This window comes from Aquincola agrisoli, assembly GCF_036621135.1.
Lineage (GTDB): Bacteria > Pseudomonadota > Gammaproteobacteria > Burkholderiales > Burkholderiaceae_C > Aquincola > Aquincola agrisoli.
Genome location: NZ_JAZIBG010000019.1, coordinates 238,366 through 255,542, shown reverse-complemented (window position 1 = coordinate 255,542; position 17,177 = coordinate 238,366). Strand labels below are relative to the sequence as shown.

Sequence of the window (17,177 nt, the reverse complement as noted above, 5' to 3'; positions counted from 1 at the left end):
CTTCCAGACCGATGAAACCGATACCCAAGGCCCTGGCCGGCCTGCTGCTCGCCGCCTGCGCCGCCATGGGCGCCTCCGCCCAGGAGGGCCCGCAACGCCTGCAGGCCATCGCGCTGAACGCCGGCATGCACAACATCCGCGCCGAAGTCGCCGCGACGGAAGAGCAGCGCCAGAAGGGCCTGATGTTCCGCAAGGAGATGGCGGCGCACGAGGGAATGCTGTTCGTGTTCGAGCAGTCGGCACAGCGCTGCTTCTGGATGAAGAACACGCTGCTGCCGTTGTCGATCGCCTTCCTGGCGGACGATGGCACGGTGGTCAGCATCGCCGACATGCAGCCGCAGCAGCTCGACAGCCACTGCTCGTCGCAGCCCGTGCGCTATGCGCTGGAGATGAACCAGGGCTGGTTCGCGAAGCGCGGCATCAAGCCGGGCTTCAAGCTGTCGGGTGCGCCATTCAGCAACGCCCCCCGCTGAAGCCACGGGGCCGCGCTCCCGTGGAGCGGGCATGAAAAAGCCGCCTCAAGGGCGGCTTCTTCGAGCAAGGATCGTGGACGATCAGTTGCTGGCGGCGGAAGCAGCTTCCACGGCAGCCGACGCGGCTTCGGCAGCAGCGGAGGCGGCTTCGGCAGCGGCGGCAGGGGCGGGAGCCGGGGCTTCCACGGGCGCCGGAGCCGGAGCTTCGACAGGCGCCGGAGCCGGGACCGGAGCTTCTTCCTTCTTGCCGCAGGCGGTCAGGGCAACACCAGCAAACAGGGCAGCCAACAGGAGCGATTTGTTCATTTGTGTCCTCAGATCTGAATGTCGAACAATTACTGGTCATGGGGCGACTACGCAAGGCGCTGCTCGCCACCCAAGACAAGGAACGCTCGAGCTGTCCCTTTGTCTAGCCCATGATTATACGAGGACTAGGGGAGTTCCCTAGAGACCGAGGGAGTGCCCCGGAGACGCCTCTTCAGACCGTTGTGAAATAGCGTCAAAAACCTCGCGCCAGGTCCGAAGGTCGGCTTCTGTCACGAGTTTGTAACCACGGCATGACGGCGGCGCCGTGGCGTACAGCCCCGTGCTGCGCGTGAGCACCAGGACGGGGAACTCCGAGGCGTCGACGCCGGGTGCCGCTCGGCACAACGCCACATGCGCGAACAGGTCCCGCCAGTGCACGAAACGGGGGTGGCGGCGCGGCAGTTCCTCGTAGTGCCGGGCGAGCAGATGCAGGCGGCGCTGCGGCGCCCGCGCCCAGCGGGTCAGCGCCTGCAGCAGGCCGGCATCGTCCAGCGGCCATGCCGCGAAGTCGGCGTCCAGCAGCAGGATGTCCGGCTGGCCGGCCGCCAGGGCGTCGTGCAGCACCTGCAGCGCCACCTCGCGGAACTCGCGCAGCCCGGTGAAGCGGCCGCCCTCGCCACCGGCGTCCGGCGTCATCGCTGCGCCTCGCCCGCCGCAGCGGCAGCGCCGCGGACCCAGCCGGCCGCGGCCCAGTCGCCGAGCAGGCCGCGCGCCTGCGGGCTCAGGCGCGCGACGTCCGGCGCCGCCAGCCGGCGGCCGTCGGCCAGCCGGCGCATCAGCGTGGCATCACGGCCGCCCGCGCGGAACGACTCCCCGTTGATGAACACGTGCCGCTCGTCGTACATCATGCGGGTGCGGCGGTCGAGCGTGACGGCGGCACCTTCCTTCAGCGGCTCGCCCGGCTCGAACCACACGGCCGACTTCGGCTCGCTCAGGGTCTCGCCCAGCGCGCAGGCCAGGGCATCGGGATCCTCGAAGACACGCTGCAGCGCCTGCTGCGCAAACACGGCCAGCGCGGCCGGCACCTGGCCCGGCGCCTGCGTGGCGGGCTGCGAAGGGTCGCGGTACAGCCGCTCGTCGGCCTCCTCGGCCGCCATGTCGGCCAGGCGCTGGAGCAGGTCCCGCGCCAGCTCGCCCCGCGACGGCGCGCGGAATCCGATCGAGCAGGTCATGCAGTCGCCGCCCTCGGCGACGCCGTCGTGGCCCCAGCGGGGCGGCAGGTACAGCATGTCGCCGGGTTCGAGCACCCATTCCTGCTGCGGCTCGAACCGGGCCAGGATCTTCAGCGGCAGGCCCTCGCGCAGCGTGGCGTCACCGGGCGGCGCGATGCGCCAGCGCCGCCGCCCCTGCACCTGCAGCAGGAAGACGTCGTAGGAATCGAGGTGCGGCCCGACGCCGCCCCCGTCGGTGGCGTAGGAGACCATCAGGTCGTCGAGGCGCGCCTCGGGCACGAAGCGGAAGCGCGCGAGCAGCTCATGCGCCGCGGCCTCGTGCAGGTCCAGCCCCTGCACGAGCAGCGTCCAGCCGGGCTGCTTGAGCGGCGGCAGCGCAGCGCGGGGCAGCGGCCCGCGGCGCAGCCGCCAGTCCTCGCCCGACTGCACCACCAGGCGCGACTCGACGTCGTCGCGGGCGGCCAGGGCAAAGGCCTCGGCCCGTGTCACGGGCGGCTGCACGCCGGGCACGGCCTGGCGCACGAGCAGCGGCTTCTTCTGCCAGTGGCGGCGCATGAAAGCCGCCGGCGACAGCCCGCCCAGCAGCGGCAAAGGTCGATCGATGTCCATCGCGGGATTCTCGCCGCGCCGCGCGGAGGGGCCCGTACGTTGTGACATCATCGCCCGATGCTGATCACTGCCCCCTGCGTCGTCTCACTGACCTGGCGCCTTTCCGATACCCAGGGCGAAGCCATCGACGAACTGGCCGAGCCGGTCGAATTCTTCTTCGGCGGCGACGACCTGCTGCCCAAGGTCGAGGAAGCGCTGGCCGGCCAGGCCACGGGCTACGAAGTCCACCTCCACCTCGAGCCCGAACATGCGTTCGGCGACTATGACGCCGACCTCGTCTGCTTCGAGGACCGCGCGCTGTTCCCCGAACAGGTCGAGCCCGGCATGCAGTTCGAGGGGCTGCCCGAAGGCGCCGCCACGCCCGACATGCCCAAGGACGCGGTCTACACCGTCACCGAGGTCTACCCGTCGCAAGTCGTGCTCGACGCCAACCACCCGCTGGCGGGCATCGCGCTGCGGCTGCACTTGACGGTGCGCGACGTGCGCGAGGCGACGGAGGAAGAGGTGGAGGCCGGCAGCGTCGGCGAAGCCGCCTTCAATGTGCTGAGCACCGTGCCGCCGGCGCCCGGCCTGCACTGACCCGGCCGCGGCGGGTCAGGCCGTGCCGGTCGACCCGAAGCCGCCCGTGCCGCGCTCACTGGCGTCGAACGCGTCCACGCGCCGGAACGAGGCCTGCACCACCGGCACGATCACCATCTGCGCGATGCGCTCCATCGGCTGCACGGTGAAGCTCACGGGGCTGCGGTTCCAGCAGCTCACCATCAGCGGGCCCTGGTAGTCGCTGTCGATCAGGCCGACCAGGTTGCCCAGCACGATGCCGTGCTTGTGGCCCAGGCCCGAGCGCGGCAGCAGCATCGCGGCGAACCCCGGATCGCCGATGTGGATGGCCAGGCCGGTGGGGATCAGCGCCGACTGCCCGGGCTCGAGCACCAGCGGGGCATCGAGGCAGGCGCGCAGGTCGAGGCCTGCGCTGCCAGGTGTCGCATAGGCGGGCATCTGCTCGGCCATGCGGGCGTCGAGCACTTTCACATCGATGAGGGTCATGGGCGGGAGGAGTCGAGCCGGCCCGCGATGTCGCGCACCAGGGCGCGCGCCAGCGTGAGCTTGTCGGCGGTGGGAATCTCGCGGTGGCCGTCGGCATCGACGAGCACCAGGGCATTGTGGTCGCGGCCGAAGGTGGCCGGCCCGACATTGCCGACGATGAGCGGCACGTTCTTGCGCACGCGCTTCTCGCTGGCGTGGGCCAGCAGGTTCTCGCTCTCGGCCGCAAAGCCCACGCAGTAGGGCGGCGAAGGCAGCCGTGCCACCGCGGCCAGGATGTCGGGGTTCTCGGTCAGCTCGAGCGTCGGCACGCGCCGGTCGCCCTGCTTCTTGATCTTCTGCTGCGCGCTCGCCGCCGGCCGCCAGTCGGCCACCGCGGCAGTGGCGACGAACACGTCGTGGCCGGGTGCGGCCGGCAGCACGGTGTCGTGCATCTGCTGCGCCGTCTGCACGTCGAGGCGCACCACGCCGCGGGGCGTGGGCAGGTGCACGGGCCCCGCCACCAGCGTGACCTGGGCGCCCGCCTCCTGCGCCGCGCGGGCGATGGCGAAACCCATCTTGCCGCTCGAATGGTTGGTGATGCCGCGCACGGGGTCGATCGGCTCGAACGTGGGCCCGGCCGTCACCAGCACGCGCCGGCCGGCCAGCACCTTGGGCTGGAAGAACGCGACCATGGCCTCGCAGAGGTCCACCGCCTCGAGCATCCGGCCGTCGCCGATCTCGCCGCAGGCCTGGTCGCCGGCGTCGGGCCCGAGCACCGTGGCGCCATCGGCCACCAGCTGGCGTACGTTGCGCTGCGTGGCGGGGTGGGCCCACATCTCGCGGTTCATCGCGGGGGCGACGAGCAGCGGGCAGCGCCCGGCCGGCCGGGCCAAGCAGGTGAGGCTGAGCAGGTCGTCCGCCCGGCCCTGCACCAGCTTCGCGATGAAGTCGGCGCTGGCCGGCGCGATCAGCACCGCATCCGCCTCGCGGGTGAGGTTGATGTGCGGCATGTTGTTGGCCGCGCGCGCATCCCACTGGCTGGTGAAGACCGGGCGGTTGGACAAAGCCTGCATCGTCACCGGGGTGATGAAGTGCTCGGCGGCTTCGGTCATCATCACCTGCACGGTGGCACCGGCCCGCACCAGCTCGCGCACGAGTTCGGCCGACTTGTAGCAGGCGATGCCACCGGAGAGGCCCAGCAGGATGTGGCGGCCGGCGAGGTCGAGGCGTTCGGACATGGCGCCACTGTAGCGGCAGACCGGCGGCCCGAAGCCCCGCGGCGCCGCAGGGTTTGTCTTTAAATTTCAGTAATTACTGAAAATTCAAACTACAGTCGCCTCCCATGTCGACCCTCTCTCCCCTCGTTCGCAGCTTCGTGGCCCATTTCGGCGAGATGGGCAGCCGCTGGGGCATCAACCGGACGGTGGGGCAGATCTATGCGCTGATCTTCGTGTCTGTGCGGCCGCTCAACGCGGACGACATCGCCGAGCAGCTGGCCTTCAGCCGCTCCAACGTCAGCATGGGCCTGAAAGAGCTGCAGTCCTGGCGCCTGGTCACGCTGCGCCACCTGCCCGGAGATCGCCGCGAGTACTTCGAGGCGCCGACCGACGCATGGGAGATCTTCCGCACGCTGGCCGAGGAACGCCGCCGCCGCGAGATCGAGCCGACGCTGTCGATGCTGCGCGCCGCACTGCTGGAGACGCCCGCGACCGAGGAAGACCGCATCGCGCAGGAGCGCATGCGCGGCATGCACGAGCTGATCGAGCTGATGACGACCTGGTTCGACGACGTGCAGCGCATGGACCGCCAGACCCTGTCGCAGCTGATGAAGATGGGCTCCAAGGTGCAGCGGCTGCTGGAGTTCACCGGCAAGGTGAAGCTGGTGGCCGGCAGCAAGGGCAAGGCCGGCTGACGCGATGGCCACGCAGCCCCCTCCTGCGCCGCCCGGGCCTGCCGAGCTGCCCCCTGTCTCCCGCGCGGGGGCCTGGCTGCAGGCCGCCGCGGCGCTGCTCTGGCTGCCGCAGGCCGGTTGTCTCGCGTGGGCGCTGCAGCGGCTGGCCGACGGCGGCGGGCTCGCGCAGGCGTGGGCGCCGGCCAGCGGCGTCGTGCTGTTCGGCCTGCTGCGCAGCGCACTCGACGCAGCGGGCGCACGGGGCAGCTTCCGGGCCGCGCGGCGTCACCTGACGGCGCTGCGCGATCGCGCCACCGCGGCGCTCGCGCAGCGCTCGCCGCTCGATGCCGCCCGCCCGGCCTCGGGGCTGGCCGCGAGCGTGCTGGCCGAACAGGCGGAAAGCCTGGTGCCCTTCCTCTCGCGCTTCGAGCCGGCGCGGCTGCGCGTGATGGTGGTGATGCCGGCGATCCTGGCCGCCGTGGCGCCGCTGTCGTGGCTGGCCGCGCTCGCGCTGCTGCTGGCGGCGCCGCTGATTCCGCTGTTCATGGCCCTGATCGGCTGGCGTGCCGAATCCGCCAGCCGGGCGCACCTGGTCGAGCTGGGCGGCATGAACGCCTTCCTGCTCGACCGCCTGCGCGGGCTGGCCACCGTGCGCGCGATGGGTGCGGTGGAAGCCACGGCCCGGCGCCTGCGCGCCTCGGCCGACCAGCTGCGCCAGCGCGTGATGGCGGTGCTGCGCATCGCGTTCCTGTCGTCGGCGGTGCTGGAGCTGTTCGCCGCCCTCGGCGTGGCGACCGTGGCGGTGTACACGGGGCTGCACCTGCTGGGTCAGTTCGACACCGGCACCTGGGGCGGGCGGCTGTCGCTCGGCCAGGGGCTCTTTGTCCTGCTGCTGGCGCCGGCGTTCTTCGAGCCGCTGCGCGACCTGTCGGCGGCATGGCACGACCGCGCCGCCGGGCAGGCGGCGCTGGCCTCGCTGGCCGCGCTGGCGGACGACGGCGTGCCGCTGCCCGGCGGCGCAGGATCGCCTGCGGCCGATGCGCTGCCGGTGCACCACCCGCGCCCGCCGGCCGTCGAGGTGCACGGCCTGCGCTTCCGACACGCCCGCGCGGCCACTGACGTGCTGCGCGGCTTCGACCTGCACGTGGCGCCCGGCGAGCACTTGGCGCTGGTCGGGCCGAGCGGCAGCGGCAAGTCGACGCTGCTGGCGCTGATCGCCGGCCTCGTGCCGGCCGACGCCGGCAGCATCGCCATCGGCGGACAGGCGCTGACGTCCGCCGACGCCGCAGCGCTGCGCCGCCGGATCGCCTGGATCGGCCAGGCGACGCACCTCTTCGCCGGTACGGTCCAAGCCAACATCGCGCTCGGCCGCCCGGGCATCGGCGCCGCCCGCGTCGCCCAGGCGCTCGACATCGCCGCGCTGCGCCACGTTGCGCAGGCCCACGCCGCCACGCCGCTGGGCGAAGGCGGCGTCGGCCTCTCGGGCGGCGAGGCGCTGCGCCTGGCCATCGCCCGCGCCGCGGCCGATCCGGCAGCCGACCTGCTGCTGGTCGACGAACCCACCGCGCACCTCGACCGCGCCACGGCCGACGAGGTGACCGAGCGGCTGTTGATGCTGGCCCAGGGGCGGACGCTGATCGTCGCCACGCACGACCCGGTGCTCGCCGCGCGGCTCGACCGCGCCGTCCCACTGCACGACACGTCCGTCGAGGGGAGCACGGCATGACGGGCGCACGCGCACGCCGGGGCCGCCACGCCGCGCTGCGCGCCGTGCTGCGGCTCTTCTTCTCCGAACGCCGGCGCATGCTGATCGGGGGCGCGGCCCTGGCCGCGCTGACGGTCACGGCCGGCATCGGGCTGCTGGGGCTCTCCGGCTGGTTCATCACCGCCACGGGCTTGGCGGGGCTGTCGCTCGCCACCGCCTGGGCATTCGACCTGTTCGCTCCCGGGGCCGGGGTGCGGCTGTTCGCGCTCGGCCGCACCGCCTCGCGCTACGGCGAGCGGCTGGTCACCCACGACGCGACGCTGGCCGTGCTGGCCGCCCTGAGGGAAAGGCTGTTCCTCGGCTGGGCGAAGCCGGCGGCCGCGCGCAGCCTGCTGGCGCGGCCGGCGCGCCTGCTGTTCCGCCTGACGGCCGACATCGACGCGCTCGACACGCTGTACCTGCGCGTGCTGGTGCCCGCGGTGGCCGGCATCGCCGCAGCGCTCGTCGTCGGCCTGTGCGTGGGGCTGTGGCTGCATCCGCTGCTGGGGCTGGCACTCGGCGGCGTGCTGGCCGGTGCCGGCCTGGGCGTGCCGCTGGCCGCCGCCCGCCGGGCGGACCGGCCGGCTCGGCGGCGCGCGCATGCGGTCGAGGCCCTGCGCGCCCGCACGGTCGACCTGGTGGCCGGCCAGGCCACGCTGGCGATGGCGGGCCGGCTGGCGGCGCAGTGCCGGTCCGTGGCCGATGCCGACCGGCGGCTCGCGCAGGCCGACGATGCACTCCACCGGCTCGACGTGCGCGCCGGCATGGCCCTCGGCGCCACCGGCACGCTGCTGCTGGCCGGCACCCTGCTCGCGGCGGCAGCGCTCGTCGAGGCGGGCCGCATCGGCGTGCCACTCGCCGCCCTGGCGGTGCTGATGGTGCTGGGGGCGATGGAGCCCTTTGCCGCGCTGCGCCGCGGCGCCGTCGAGCTCGGCCGCTGCGCCCTGGCCGCGCGCCGGCTGGCGCCACGCCTGCGGCCGGACGCCGCACCCGAGGCCGCGCACACGGCACCGGCCGGGGATGGCGCGCTGCGCCTGCAGTCGGTCACCGTCGCCCATGCCGACGCCCCGGCCGCCGCGGTGCACGACGTGTCGCTGTCGATCGCGCGGGGCGAACGCGTGGCGCTCGTCGGCCCCAGCGGCAGCGGCAAGTCGACCCTGCTGGCCGCCATCGCCGGCGAACTGGCACCGCGCCGCGGCCGCCTGCAGGCGCTGCCCCACACGCTGCTGACGCAGCGCACCGAGCTCTTCCAGGACAGCCTGCGCGACAACCTCCGCCTCGCCGACCCCGCCGCCGACGACCCCCGCCTGCTGCAGGCCCTGCAGGCCGCGGGACTGGCAGAGGTGGTCGCCGCGCTGCCGCAGGGCCTGGACACGCCGCTCGGCGAGGGCGGCCTGGGCCTGTCGGGCGGCCAGCAGCGCAGGCTGGCGCTGGCGCGCCTGCTGCTGCGGCGCGTGCCGCTGTGGCTGCTCGACGAACCCACCGAAGGCCTGGACGCCGCGACCGCGCACGACGTGCTGCAGCGCCTTGCGGCCCGCGCCGGCGCATCGGCTGGCCCGGCCTGGCTGATGGCCACGCACCTGCAGCGTGAAGCCGCGCTGGCCGATCGCCTGCTCGTGATGCGCAACGGCCGCATTGCCGCCGACCTGCGCCGCGGCGACCCCCTTTTCGACACGACCCTCGCCACCCTCCGGCCCGACTGACACCGACCCCACGGAAGGCACTCCACCATGGACCTCGACATCGTTGCGCTCTCGCGTTTGCAGTTCGCGATCACGGCGCTGTACCACTTCCTCTTCGTGCCGCTGACGATCGGCCTGGCGGTCATCCTCGCGATCATGGAGACGGTGTACGTGATGACCGACCGCCCGGTATGGCGGCAGATGGTCAAGTTCTGGGGCACGCTCTTCGGCATCAACTTCGTGATGGGCGTGGCCACCGGCCTCGTGATGGAGTTCCAGTTCGGCATGAACTGGAGCTACTACAGCCACTACGTCGGCGACGTGTTCGGCGCGCCGCTGGCCATCGAGGGGCTGATGGCCTTCTTCCTCGAGGCCACCTTCGTCGGCCTCTTCTTCTTCGGCTGGGACAAGCTCTCGAAGGTCGGCCACCTGATCGCCACCTGGGCGGTGGCCATCGGCTCCAACTTCTCGGCGCTGTGGATCCTGATCGCCAACGGCTGGATGCAGAACCCGGTTGGCGCGCAGTTCAACCCGCAGACCATGCGCATGGAGGTCACCGACTTCTTCGCGGTGCTCACCAACCCGGTGGCGCAGGCCAAGTTCGTGCACACGGTGTCGGCGGCCTACGTGGTGGCGGCGATCTTCGTGCTCGGCGTGTCGGCGTGGTACGTGCTCAAGGGCCGGCACCTGCAGCTCGCCAAGCGCTCGATGACGATCGCCGCCTCTTTCGGCCTGGCCGCCTCGCTGTCGGTCGTGGTGCTGGGCGACGAATCCGGCTACCTCAGCACCGAGCACCAGAAGATGAAGCTCGCCGCGATCGAGGCGATGTGGCACACCGAGCCCGCGCCGGCCGCCTTCACCGCCTTCGGCTTCCCCGACCAGGCCGCGCGCGAGACGCACTTCGCGATCCACATCCCGATCGTGATGGGCCTGATCGGCACCCGGTCGCTCACCACCGAGATCCCCGGCATCCACGAACTGGTGGAACGTGCGAAGGAGCGCATCCACAACGGCGTGCTGGCCTACGACGCGCTGCAAACCGTGCGTGCGGCCGGCCGCGATTCGGCCATCCCGCCCGACGTGCGCAAGACCTTCGAGGAGCACGGACTCGAGCTGGGCTACGCGCTGCTGCTCAAGCGCTACATCGACGACCCTCGCCAGGCCACGCCCGAGATGATCGACAAGGCCGCCTGGGACACCGTGCCGCAGGTCTGGCCGCTCTTCTGGTCGTTCCGCGTCATGGTCGGACTGGGCATGTTCTTCATCGTGCTGACCGCCACGTTCTTCGTGCTCTCGGCCCGCCGGCGGCTCGACCGCCACCGATGGCTGCTGAAGCTGGCGGTGCTCGCGATCCCGCTGCCGTGGATCGCGGCGGAGGCCGGCTGGATCGTGGCCGAGTTCGGACGCCAGCCCTGGATCATCGAGGGCGTGCTGCCCACCGCGGCCGCCGTCTCCGACCTGGGCGTGGCGACGGTGCTGTCCACCCTCGTGGGCTTCGTGCTCATCTACACCGTGCTGCTGGTGATCGAGATGAAGCTGATGCTCAAGGCCATCCGCCAGGGCCCCCACCCCGATCGCGGCGAAGGCGCCGCGCTGCTGTCGCCGCTGGTCGGCCCGCAACCCCCGCAAGCCGTGGAGCACACCGCATGATCCTGCACGAATACCTCCAATACGACACGCTGCGCTTCATCTGGTGGGCACTGATCGGCGTGCTGCTGATCGGCTTCGCGGTGATGGACGGCTTCGACCTCGGCACCGGCATGCTGCTGCCCTTCGCGGGGCGCACCGACAAGGAGCGCCGCGTGATCATCAACAGCATCGGCCCGGTATGGGAAGGCAACCAGGTGTGGCTGATCCTCGGCGGCGGTGCCGTGTTCGCGGCCTGGCCGCCGCTGTACGCGGTGTCGTTCTCGGGCTTCTACCTGGCGATGTTCGCGATCCTCGCGGCGTTGATCCTGCGGCCGGTGGGCTTCAAGTTCCGCAGCAAGCGCGACAGCGCCGCATGGCGCCGGGGCTGGGACGCGGCGCTCTTCATCGGCGGCTTCGTGCCCGCGCTGATCTTCGGCGTCGCGATCGGCAACGTGCTGCAGGGCGTGCCGTTCCGGCTGAGCGACGAACTGCGCATCACCTACGAGGGCACGTTCTTCGGGCTGCTGAACCCGTTCGCGCTGCTGTGCGGCGGCGTTTCGGTGGCGATGCTGGTGATGCACGGCGCGGCCTGGCTGCAGCTCAAGACCTCCGGCCCCGTGGCCGACCGGGCGCGTCGCTACGGCGGCATCGCCGCGGTGGCGACCCTCGTGCTCTTCGCGCTGGGCGGCCTGTGGCTGGCGCAGGGGGTAGCCGGCTACCGCATCACCAGCGAGGTCGACACGCTCGGCCCCTCCAACCCGCTGCGCAAGGTGGCGGTGGCGGCCGCGGGCGCCTGGTTCGACAACTACCGCGCGCACCCCGCGCTGTGGGCCGCCCCGGCACTGGGCTTGGTGGGCGCGGCCATGGCCTTCATCGGCCTGCGCGCGCGGCGCGAGATTTTCGCGCTGCTGTCGAGCGCGCTCGGCGTGACGGGGATCATCCTGAGCGTCGGCGTGTCGATGTTCCCGTTCCTGCTGCCGTCGTCGGCCGACCCGCGCGCGAGCCTCACCGTGTGGGATTCGTCCTCGAGCCACCTCACGCTCTTCATCATGCTGGTCGTCACCGCGGTGTTCATCCCGCTGATCGTGGCCTACACGAGCTGGGTCTACCACGTGTTGTGGGGCAAGGTCGACGAAGCCTCGCTGGACGACCCGCACACCCACGCCTACTGAACGGGCAAGAAGAAAGGAACCCGACCATGTGGTACTTCGCCTGGCTGCTCGGCCTGCCGCTGGCCGCCACCTTCGCGGTGCTCAATGCGATGTGGTACGAACTGATGGAGGACGACGAGGCACGGCGCGGCTCGGCATCGCACGACTGACGCCGCCGGCGGCACGGCCGGCCCCTTTTTGCGCCGCTTTTCCGCAGATCGGCCCGCATGGCGGCGCGTAGCCTGCCACGTAATCGCAGTACCCGCCGGCCGATGTTGGGGGCCGTTGCCATGTCCAAGAAGATCCTCCACCGGGGCGTTCCGTTCTCCCCGGACGTCGCCGCATTCGTGGCGCGCATGCCCACGGTCGAGGAGCACCGTGAGAACCTGCAGCGCCTGCAGGACGTGTGGGACAGCCTCGCGCTGCTGGGCCAGATGAGCGGTACCGTGCCCGACATCGGCGACACGCGCCGCGCGTTCGCGTCGCTCGGGGCCACCTTGCTCGATGCGCTGGCCAGCCGCACCCTGGCCAACCTGCGCCACCGCCTGCAAGGGCGTGCACAGGTGGCGATCGACATCCTGGTGCGCAACCTCTTCGAGCGCACGGCCGACGTCGGCTTCCTGTCGACCGACAGCGCGCTGTGCGCACACGCGCAGCGCTTCCACGCAGGCGACGCGCCGGTGCCCGACGCAGACCGCAGCGCGATCGAGGCGCGCTTCCGCGCCTACGTCGCGAAGTACTCGGTATACGACGACATCGTCGTGCTGTCGCCGTCGGGCCGCGTGCTGGCGAGGCTGGACCGCACGGTCGACACCGACCTGCCGGGCATCGCCGACGCACCGTGGTTCACCCGCGCACTGCGCCAGGGCGGCTACGTCGAGCACCACGGGCCGACGCCCCTGCTGGGCGGCCGGTGCGGGTTGCTCTACGCCAGCGCCGTGCGCGGCCCGGCGGGCGGCGTGGCCGGCGTGCTGTGCCTGTCGTTCCGCCTCGACGACGAGATGCACCGCGTCTTCCGGCAACTGCTCGCCGGCGACGACGCCGACGTGCTGGTGCTGGTCGACGCCGCCGGCCGGGTCGTGGCCAGTTCGGACCCCTGGCAACTGCCCGCGGGCGCGCCGCTGCGGCCCGCCGGCGCAGCCCGCCTGCGCTTCGCCGGGCGCGACTACCTCGCCGTCGCGGCGAACGCGACCGGCTACGAGGGCTACCACGGCCCCGGCTGGTCGGCGCTCGCGCTGGCGCCCATCGACCAGGCGTTCGAAGCATTGCAGGCCGACGACGCGAACGACGGCATCGCCAGCCTGGCCACGCGGCTCGACACGCGGGGCCTGTTCGATGCGGGGCTGCTGGCGATCGCCCCGCAGGCCCGGCGCATCGAGCAGGACCTGTCGCGCCTGCTCTGGAACGGCAGGCTGCGCCGGCAGCGCGCAACGGCGACGGTCGACGCAGCCTTCGCCGACACGCTGCTGAACGAGGTGGGCCAGACCGGCGAGCGCCTGCGCGGCGTGTTCGACCAGGCCATCGGCAACCTGTACCGCGCGACGCTGGCCGCGGTGTTCGACCAGGCGCGCCACCACGCCCGGCTGGCCATCGACATCATGGACCGCAACCTCTACGAGCGTGCGAACGACTGCCGGTGGTGGGCGCTCGACGGCGTGCTGCGCGAAACGCTCGCCGAGCCGCCGCAGACCCGGTCGATCCAGCGCGCCGCCGCGGTGCTGCGCCACATCAATGGGCTGTACACGGTGTATTCGCTGCTGGTGCTGTTCGACGCGGCCGGCTGCGTGGTGGCCGTGTCCGACCCGGCCGCTGCGCACTGGCAGGGCCGCGTGCTGGACGAGCCCTGGGTGGCCGACACCCTGGCCGCCCGCGACAGCCAGAGCCACGCGGTATCGCGGCACCTGCCGAGCACGCTCTACGGCGGACGGCCCACCTATGTGTACGGCGCCTGCGTGCGCGACGACGGCGGCCGGGCCCTCGGCGGCATCGCGATCGTGTTCGACGGCGCACCGCAGTTCGCCGCGATGCTGGCCGACGCGCTGCCCCACGGCGCCGCCAGTTGCGCACTGCTGGTGAGCCGCAGCGGCACCGTGGTCGCCAGCAGCGACGAGCGGTTCGCCGTGGGCAGCAGTGCGCCGCTGCCGCCGGGCTGGGCCTCACTGGAACGGGGCGAGGCAGGCAGCGCGGTGATCGACCTCGACGGCGTCGCCCATGCCGCCGGCTACGCGATGGCCGGCGGCTACCGCGAATACCCCGTCGCGCCGCGCGCGCCGCAGGACGACGTGGGCGCGCTGGTGCTGACGCGCCTGGGCGATCGGCTGCCGCAGGCGGCACCGGCGCTGGAGGTCTTCACGCACGCCCCTTCGGCCTCGCACGCGCGCGGCGCGCAGGCACTGCAGGTGGCCGGCTTCCGCATCGACGACACCTGGCTGGGCCTGCCGGCCGACCAGGTGATCCAGGCGCCCGACACGGCGCGGTTCACACCGCTGCCCAGCACGCCGCGGCACCTGCCGGGCCTGCTTGCTTTCGAGGACGAGTGGCTGCCCGTGCTCGATCTGGCGCTGCTACGGGGCAGCGCGGCGCCGGCGCCGGCGGACGCCCCGCTCGTGGTCGTGCAGGCCGCACGCCATCATCGGCTGGCCCTGAGGGTGCACGCCCTCGGCCCCGTCTTCGAGGTGCCGGCCGACGCGGTGCAGGCGCTGCCCGGCGGCCCCGAGCGCCTGGTGCGCGGCACGGGCCTGCAGATGCTCACGCTGCTCGACGCCCGGCTGCTGTGGCAGGCGACGTCGAACGAGCCCGCGGCGGCCATCGCCTGACCCCGCGGACCGCCGCGCCCGCCGCGCCGCGTCAGACCCGCTCGGCCACCCAGCCGCGCACCGACTGCAGCGCCGCGGGCAGCTTGCTGGCATCGGTGCCCCCGGCCATCGCCATGTCGGGCTTGCCGCCGCCCTTGCCGCCCACCTGCTGGGCGACGAAGTTCACCAGCTCGCCGGCCTTGAGCTTGCCGACGCTGTCGGCCGTCACGCCCGCGGCGAGCTGCACCTTGTCGCCGTCGACGGCGGCCAGCACGATCGCGGCGGACTTGAGCTTGTCCTTCAGCTTGTCCATGGTCTCGCGCAGCGTCTTCGCGTCGGCGCCTTCCAGGCGCGCGGCCAGCACCTTCAGGCCGCCCACGTCCACCGCCTGGCCCAGCAGTTCGTCGCCCTGCGCGGAGGCCAGCTTGCCCTTCAGCGCGGCGATCTCCTTCTCGAGCGAACGCACCTGGTCGAGCACCGCGGCCACGCGCGCCGGCACGTCGGCCGGCGTGACCTTCAGCGCCGAGGCCACGCCGTCCACCGTGTGTTCCAGCGACTGCAGGTAGGCCAGCGCGTTGTCGCCGGTGACTGCTTCCACGCGGCGGATGCCGGCGGCCACGCCGCCTTCGGCCACGATCTTGAACAGGCCGATGTCGCCGCTGCGCTGCACGTGCGTGCCGCCGCACAGCTCGCGGCTGGAGCCGATGTCGAGCACACGCACCTCGTCGCCGTACTTCTCACCGAACAGCATCATCGCGCCGAGCTTCTGCGCCTCGTCGATCGGCATCGTGCGCGCGCTGGTGTCGGCATTGGCCAGCACCTCGGCGTTGACGATGGCCTCGACCTTGGCGATCTGCTCGGGCGTCAGCGGCGCGTTGTGCGCGAAGTCGAAGCGCGTGCGCTCCGCATTGACCAGCGAGCCCTTCTGCTGCACGTGCGCGCCCAGCACCTCGCGCAACGCCTTGTGCATCAGATGGGTGGCGCTGTGGTTGCGCACGGTCTTGGCGCGGTGCTCGGTGTCGACCTTCGCATTGATCACGTCACCGACCTTCACCTCGCCCTCGACCACGCGGCCGTGGTGGCCGTACACGTCGGCCTGGATCTTCAGCGTGTCTTCCACCAGCACGCGGCTGCTGCCGTTGCGCAGCTCGCCGGTGTCGCCCACCTGGCCGCCGCTCTCGGCGTAGAACGGCGTGTGGTCGAGCACGATCACCGCGTCGTCGCCGGCCCTGGCGCTCTGCGCCGGCGTGCCGTCGACGTAGATGGCGGTGACCTTCGCGTTCTCGTGCGTCAGCCCGTCGTAGCCATGGAAGGCGGTGGGCACGCCGCTGTACTCCAGGCCGGCCTGCATCTTGAACTTGCCGGCGGCACGCGCCTGCTCGCGCTGGCGGTTCATCGCGGCGTCGAAGCCGGCGCTGTCCACCGTCACGCCGCGCTCGCGGCACACGTCGGCCGTCAGGTCGAGCGGGAAGCCGAAGGTGTCGTGCAGCTTGAAGGCCAGTTCGCCGTCGAGCACCTTGGTGCCAGCGGTTTCAACGTTCGCCAGCGCGCTTTCCAGGATCTCCATGCCGTTGGCGATGGTCTGGAAGAAGCGTTCTTCCTCCTGCTTCAGCACCTCGGTGATGCGGGCCTGCTGCTGGCGCAGCTCCGGGTAGGCCTCGCCCATCTGCTCGACCAGCGCCGCCACCAGCGTGTAGAAGAAGGGCTTGCGCGCACCGAGCTTGTAGCCGTGGCGGATGCCGCGGCGCGCGATGCGGCGCAGCACGTAGCCGCGGCCTTCGTTGCCGGGGATCACGCCATCGGCCACGGTGAACGAGCAGGCGCGGATGTGGTCGGCGATGACCTTCAGCGACGGGCTGTCCTTGTCGCAGTCGCCCGCCCCGGCGGCATCGACCGAGGCCTTGGCCGCGGCCAGCAGCGCGACGAAGAGGTCGATCTCGTAGTTGCTGTGCACGTGCTGCAGCACCGCCGTCACGCGCTCCAGGCCCATGCCGGTGTCGACGCTGGGCTTGGGCAGCGGGTGCATCACGCCGTCTTCGGTGCGGTTGAACTGCATGAAGACGTTGTTCCAGATCTCGATGTACCGGTCGCCGTCCTCGTCCGGGCTGCCCGGGGGGCCGCCGGCGACCTCGGGGCCGTGGTCGTAGAAGATCTCGGTGCAGGGGCCGCAGGGGCCGGTGTCGCCCATCATCCAGAAGTTGTCGGACATGTAGCGGCCGCCCTTGTTGTCGCCGATGCGCACGATGCGCTCGGCGGGCACGCCGACCTGCTTGTTCCAGATCTCGTAGGCCTCGTCGTCCTCGGAGTAGACGGTGACCCAGAGCTTCTCCTTCGGCAGCTTGAAGTGCTCGGTCAGCAGCTCCCAGGCGTAGGCGATCGCGTCCTTCTTGAAGTAGTCGCCGAAGCTGAAGTTGCCCAGCATCTCGAAGAAGGTGTGGTGGCGCGCGGTGTAGCCCACGTTCTCCAGGTCGTTGTGCTTGCCGCCGGCGCGGATGCACTTCTGGGCCGTGGTGGCGCGCGTGTACGGCCGCTTGTCGAAGCCGAGGAACACATCCTTGAACTGGTTCATCCCGGCGTTGGTGAACAGCAGCGTCGGGTCGTCGCCCGGCACCACCGGGCTGGAGCTGACGATGGTGTGCCCCTTCGATTCGAAGAACTTCAGGAACGTGGAGCGGATGGCGGAGGCTTTCATGTCGGTCTCA

15 protein-coding genes are annotated in these 17,177 nt (G+C 71.9%); 9 read left to right on the top strand and 6 right to left on the bottom strand.

Annotated elements, in window-relative coordinates; translation table 11 throughout:
- Window positions 1-11: 11 nt before the first annotated feature.
- Window positions 12-473, top strand: a complete 462-nt coding sequence (locus tag V4F39_RS07450; protein ID WP_332288682.1) for a DUF192 domain-containing protein — start codon at window positions 12-14, stop codon at window positions 471-473.
- An 81-nt stretch (window positions 474-554) separates the two neighbouring features.
- Here the strand turns inward: V4F39_RS07450 and V4F39_RS07445 are convergent, their stop codons facing one another.
- The 3 genes from V4F39_RS07445 to V4F39_RS07435 form a co-directional block, all read right to left on the bottom strand.
- Complete coding sequence (locus tag V4F39_RS07445; RefSeq protein ID WP_332288681.1) at window positions 555-779, bottom strand: hypothetical protein; 225 nt, start codon at window positions 777-779, stop codon at window positions 555-557.
- Window positions 780-917: 138 nt separating this feature from the next.
- Window positions 918-1,415 carry a hypothetical protein gene (locus tag V4F39_RS07440; RefSeq protein ID WP_332288680.1) on the bottom strand — a complete coding sequence of 166 codons (498 nt, stop codon included), beginning with the start codon at window positions 1,413-1,415 and terminating at the stop codon, window positions 918-920.
- The gene (locus tag V4F39_RS07435) at window positions 1,412-2,560 is read right to left on the bottom strand and encodes a JmjC domain-containing protein (protein WP_332288679.1); all 1,149 of its coding nucleotides are present in this window, start codon (window positions 2,558-2,560) and stop codon (window positions 1,412-1,414) included. Before V4F39_RS07435 ends, V4F39_RS07440 begins: the two co-directional genes overlap by 4 nt.
- Window positions 2,561-2,617: 57 nt before the next feature.
- Here V4F39_RS07435 and V4F39_RS07430 point away from each other — a divergent pair, with 57 nt between their 5' ends.
- Window positions 2,618-3,139: an FKBP-type peptidyl-prolyl cis-trans isomerase gene (locus V4F39_RS07430; protein ID WP_332288678.1), complete on the top strand. Its 522-nt coding sequence runs from the start codon at window positions 2,618-2,620 to the stop codon at window positions 3,137-3,139.
- A gap of 15 nt (window positions 3,140-3,154) precedes the next feature.
- Here V4F39_RS07430 and dut read toward each other — a convergent pair whose 3' ends face one another.
- Together dut and coaBC are read right to left on the bottom strand one after the other, a co-directional pair.
- The gene (gene dut, locus V4F39_RS07425) at window positions 3,155-3,604 is read right to left on the bottom strand and encodes a dUTP diphosphatase (protein WP_332288677.1); all 450 of its coding nucleotides are present in this window, start codon (window positions 3,602-3,604) and stop codon (window positions 3,155-3,157) included.
- A complete protein-coding gene (gene coaBC, locus V4F39_RS07420) occupies window positions 3,601-4,821 on the bottom strand; it encodes a bifunctional phosphopantothenoylcysteine decarboxylase/phosphopantothenate--cysteine ligase CoaBC (protein ID WP_332288676.1) in 1,221 nt (406 codons plus the stop codon). The genes dut and coaBC overlap by 4 nt, the downstream gene beginning before the upstream one ends.
- A 104-nt stretch (window positions 4,822-4,925) precedes the next feature.
- Between coaBC and V4F39_RS07415 the strand changes: the two genes are divergently transcribed.
- The 7 genes from V4F39_RS07415 (at window position 4,926) to V4F39_RS07385 (ending at window position 14,496) form a co-directional block, all read left to right on the top strand.
- Complete coding sequence (locus V4F39_RS07415) at window positions 4,926-5,495, top strand: GbsR/MarR family transcriptional regulator (protein WP_332288675.1); 570 nt, start codon at window positions 4,926-4,928, stop codon at window positions 5,493-5,495.
- A 4-nt stretch (window positions 5,496-5,499) separates the two neighbouring features.
- Complete coding sequence (gene cydD, locus V4F39_RS07410; RefSeq protein ID WP_332288674.1) at window positions 5,500-7,200, top strand: thiol reductant ABC exporter subunit CydD; 1,701 nt, start codon at window positions 5,500-5,502, stop codon at window positions 7,198-7,200.
- On the top strand, window positions 7,197-8,921 hold the full coding sequence (cydC, locus tag V4F39_RS07405; protein WP_378235071.1) for a thiol reductant ABC exporter subunit CydC: 1,725 nt from the start codon (window positions 7,197-7,199) through the stop codon (window positions 8,919-8,921). Before cydD ends, cydC begins: the two co-directional genes overlap by 4 nt.
- A 27-nt stretch (window positions 8,922-8,948) precedes the next feature.
- Window positions 8,949-10,550, top strand: coding sequence for a cytochrome ubiquinol oxidase subunit I (locus V4F39_RS07400; protein ID WP_332288673.1), 1,602 nt, complete (start codon window positions 8,949-8,951; stop codon window positions 10,548-10,550).
- On the top strand, window positions 10,547-11,701 hold the full coding sequence (cydB, locus tag V4F39_RS07395; protein WP_332288672.1) for a cytochrome d ubiquinol oxidase subunit II: 1,155 nt from the start codon (window positions 10,547-10,549) through the stop codon (window positions 11,699-11,701). The genes V4F39_RS07400 and cydB overlap by 4 nt, the downstream gene beginning before the upstream one ends.
- Before the next feature lie 26 nt (window positions 11,702-11,727).
- Window positions 11,728-11,850: a cytochrome bd-I oxidase subunit CydX gene (gene cydX, locus V4F39_RS07390; protein ID WP_332288671.1), complete on the top strand. Its 123-nt coding sequence runs from the start codon at window positions 11,728-11,730 to the stop codon at window positions 11,848-11,850.
- Between the two features lie 120 nt (window positions 11,851-11,970).
- Window positions 11,971-14,496 (top strand): chemotaxis protein CheW, encoded by a 2,526-nt coding sequence (locus tag V4F39_RS07385; protein ID WP_332288670.1) that lies wholly within the window; start codon window positions 11,971-11,973, stop codon window positions 14,494-14,496.
- A gap of 31 nt (window positions 14,497-14,527) precedes the next feature.
- On the opposite strand, the gene alaS is transcribed toward V4F39_RS07385, so the two are convergent.
- Window positions 14,528-17,167, bottom strand: coding sequence for an alanine--tRNA ligase (gene alaS, locus V4F39_RS07380; protein WP_332288669.1), 2,640 nt, complete (start codon window positions 17,165-17,167; stop codon window positions 14,528-14,530).
- Window positions 17,168-17,177: the final 10 nt, after the last annotated feature.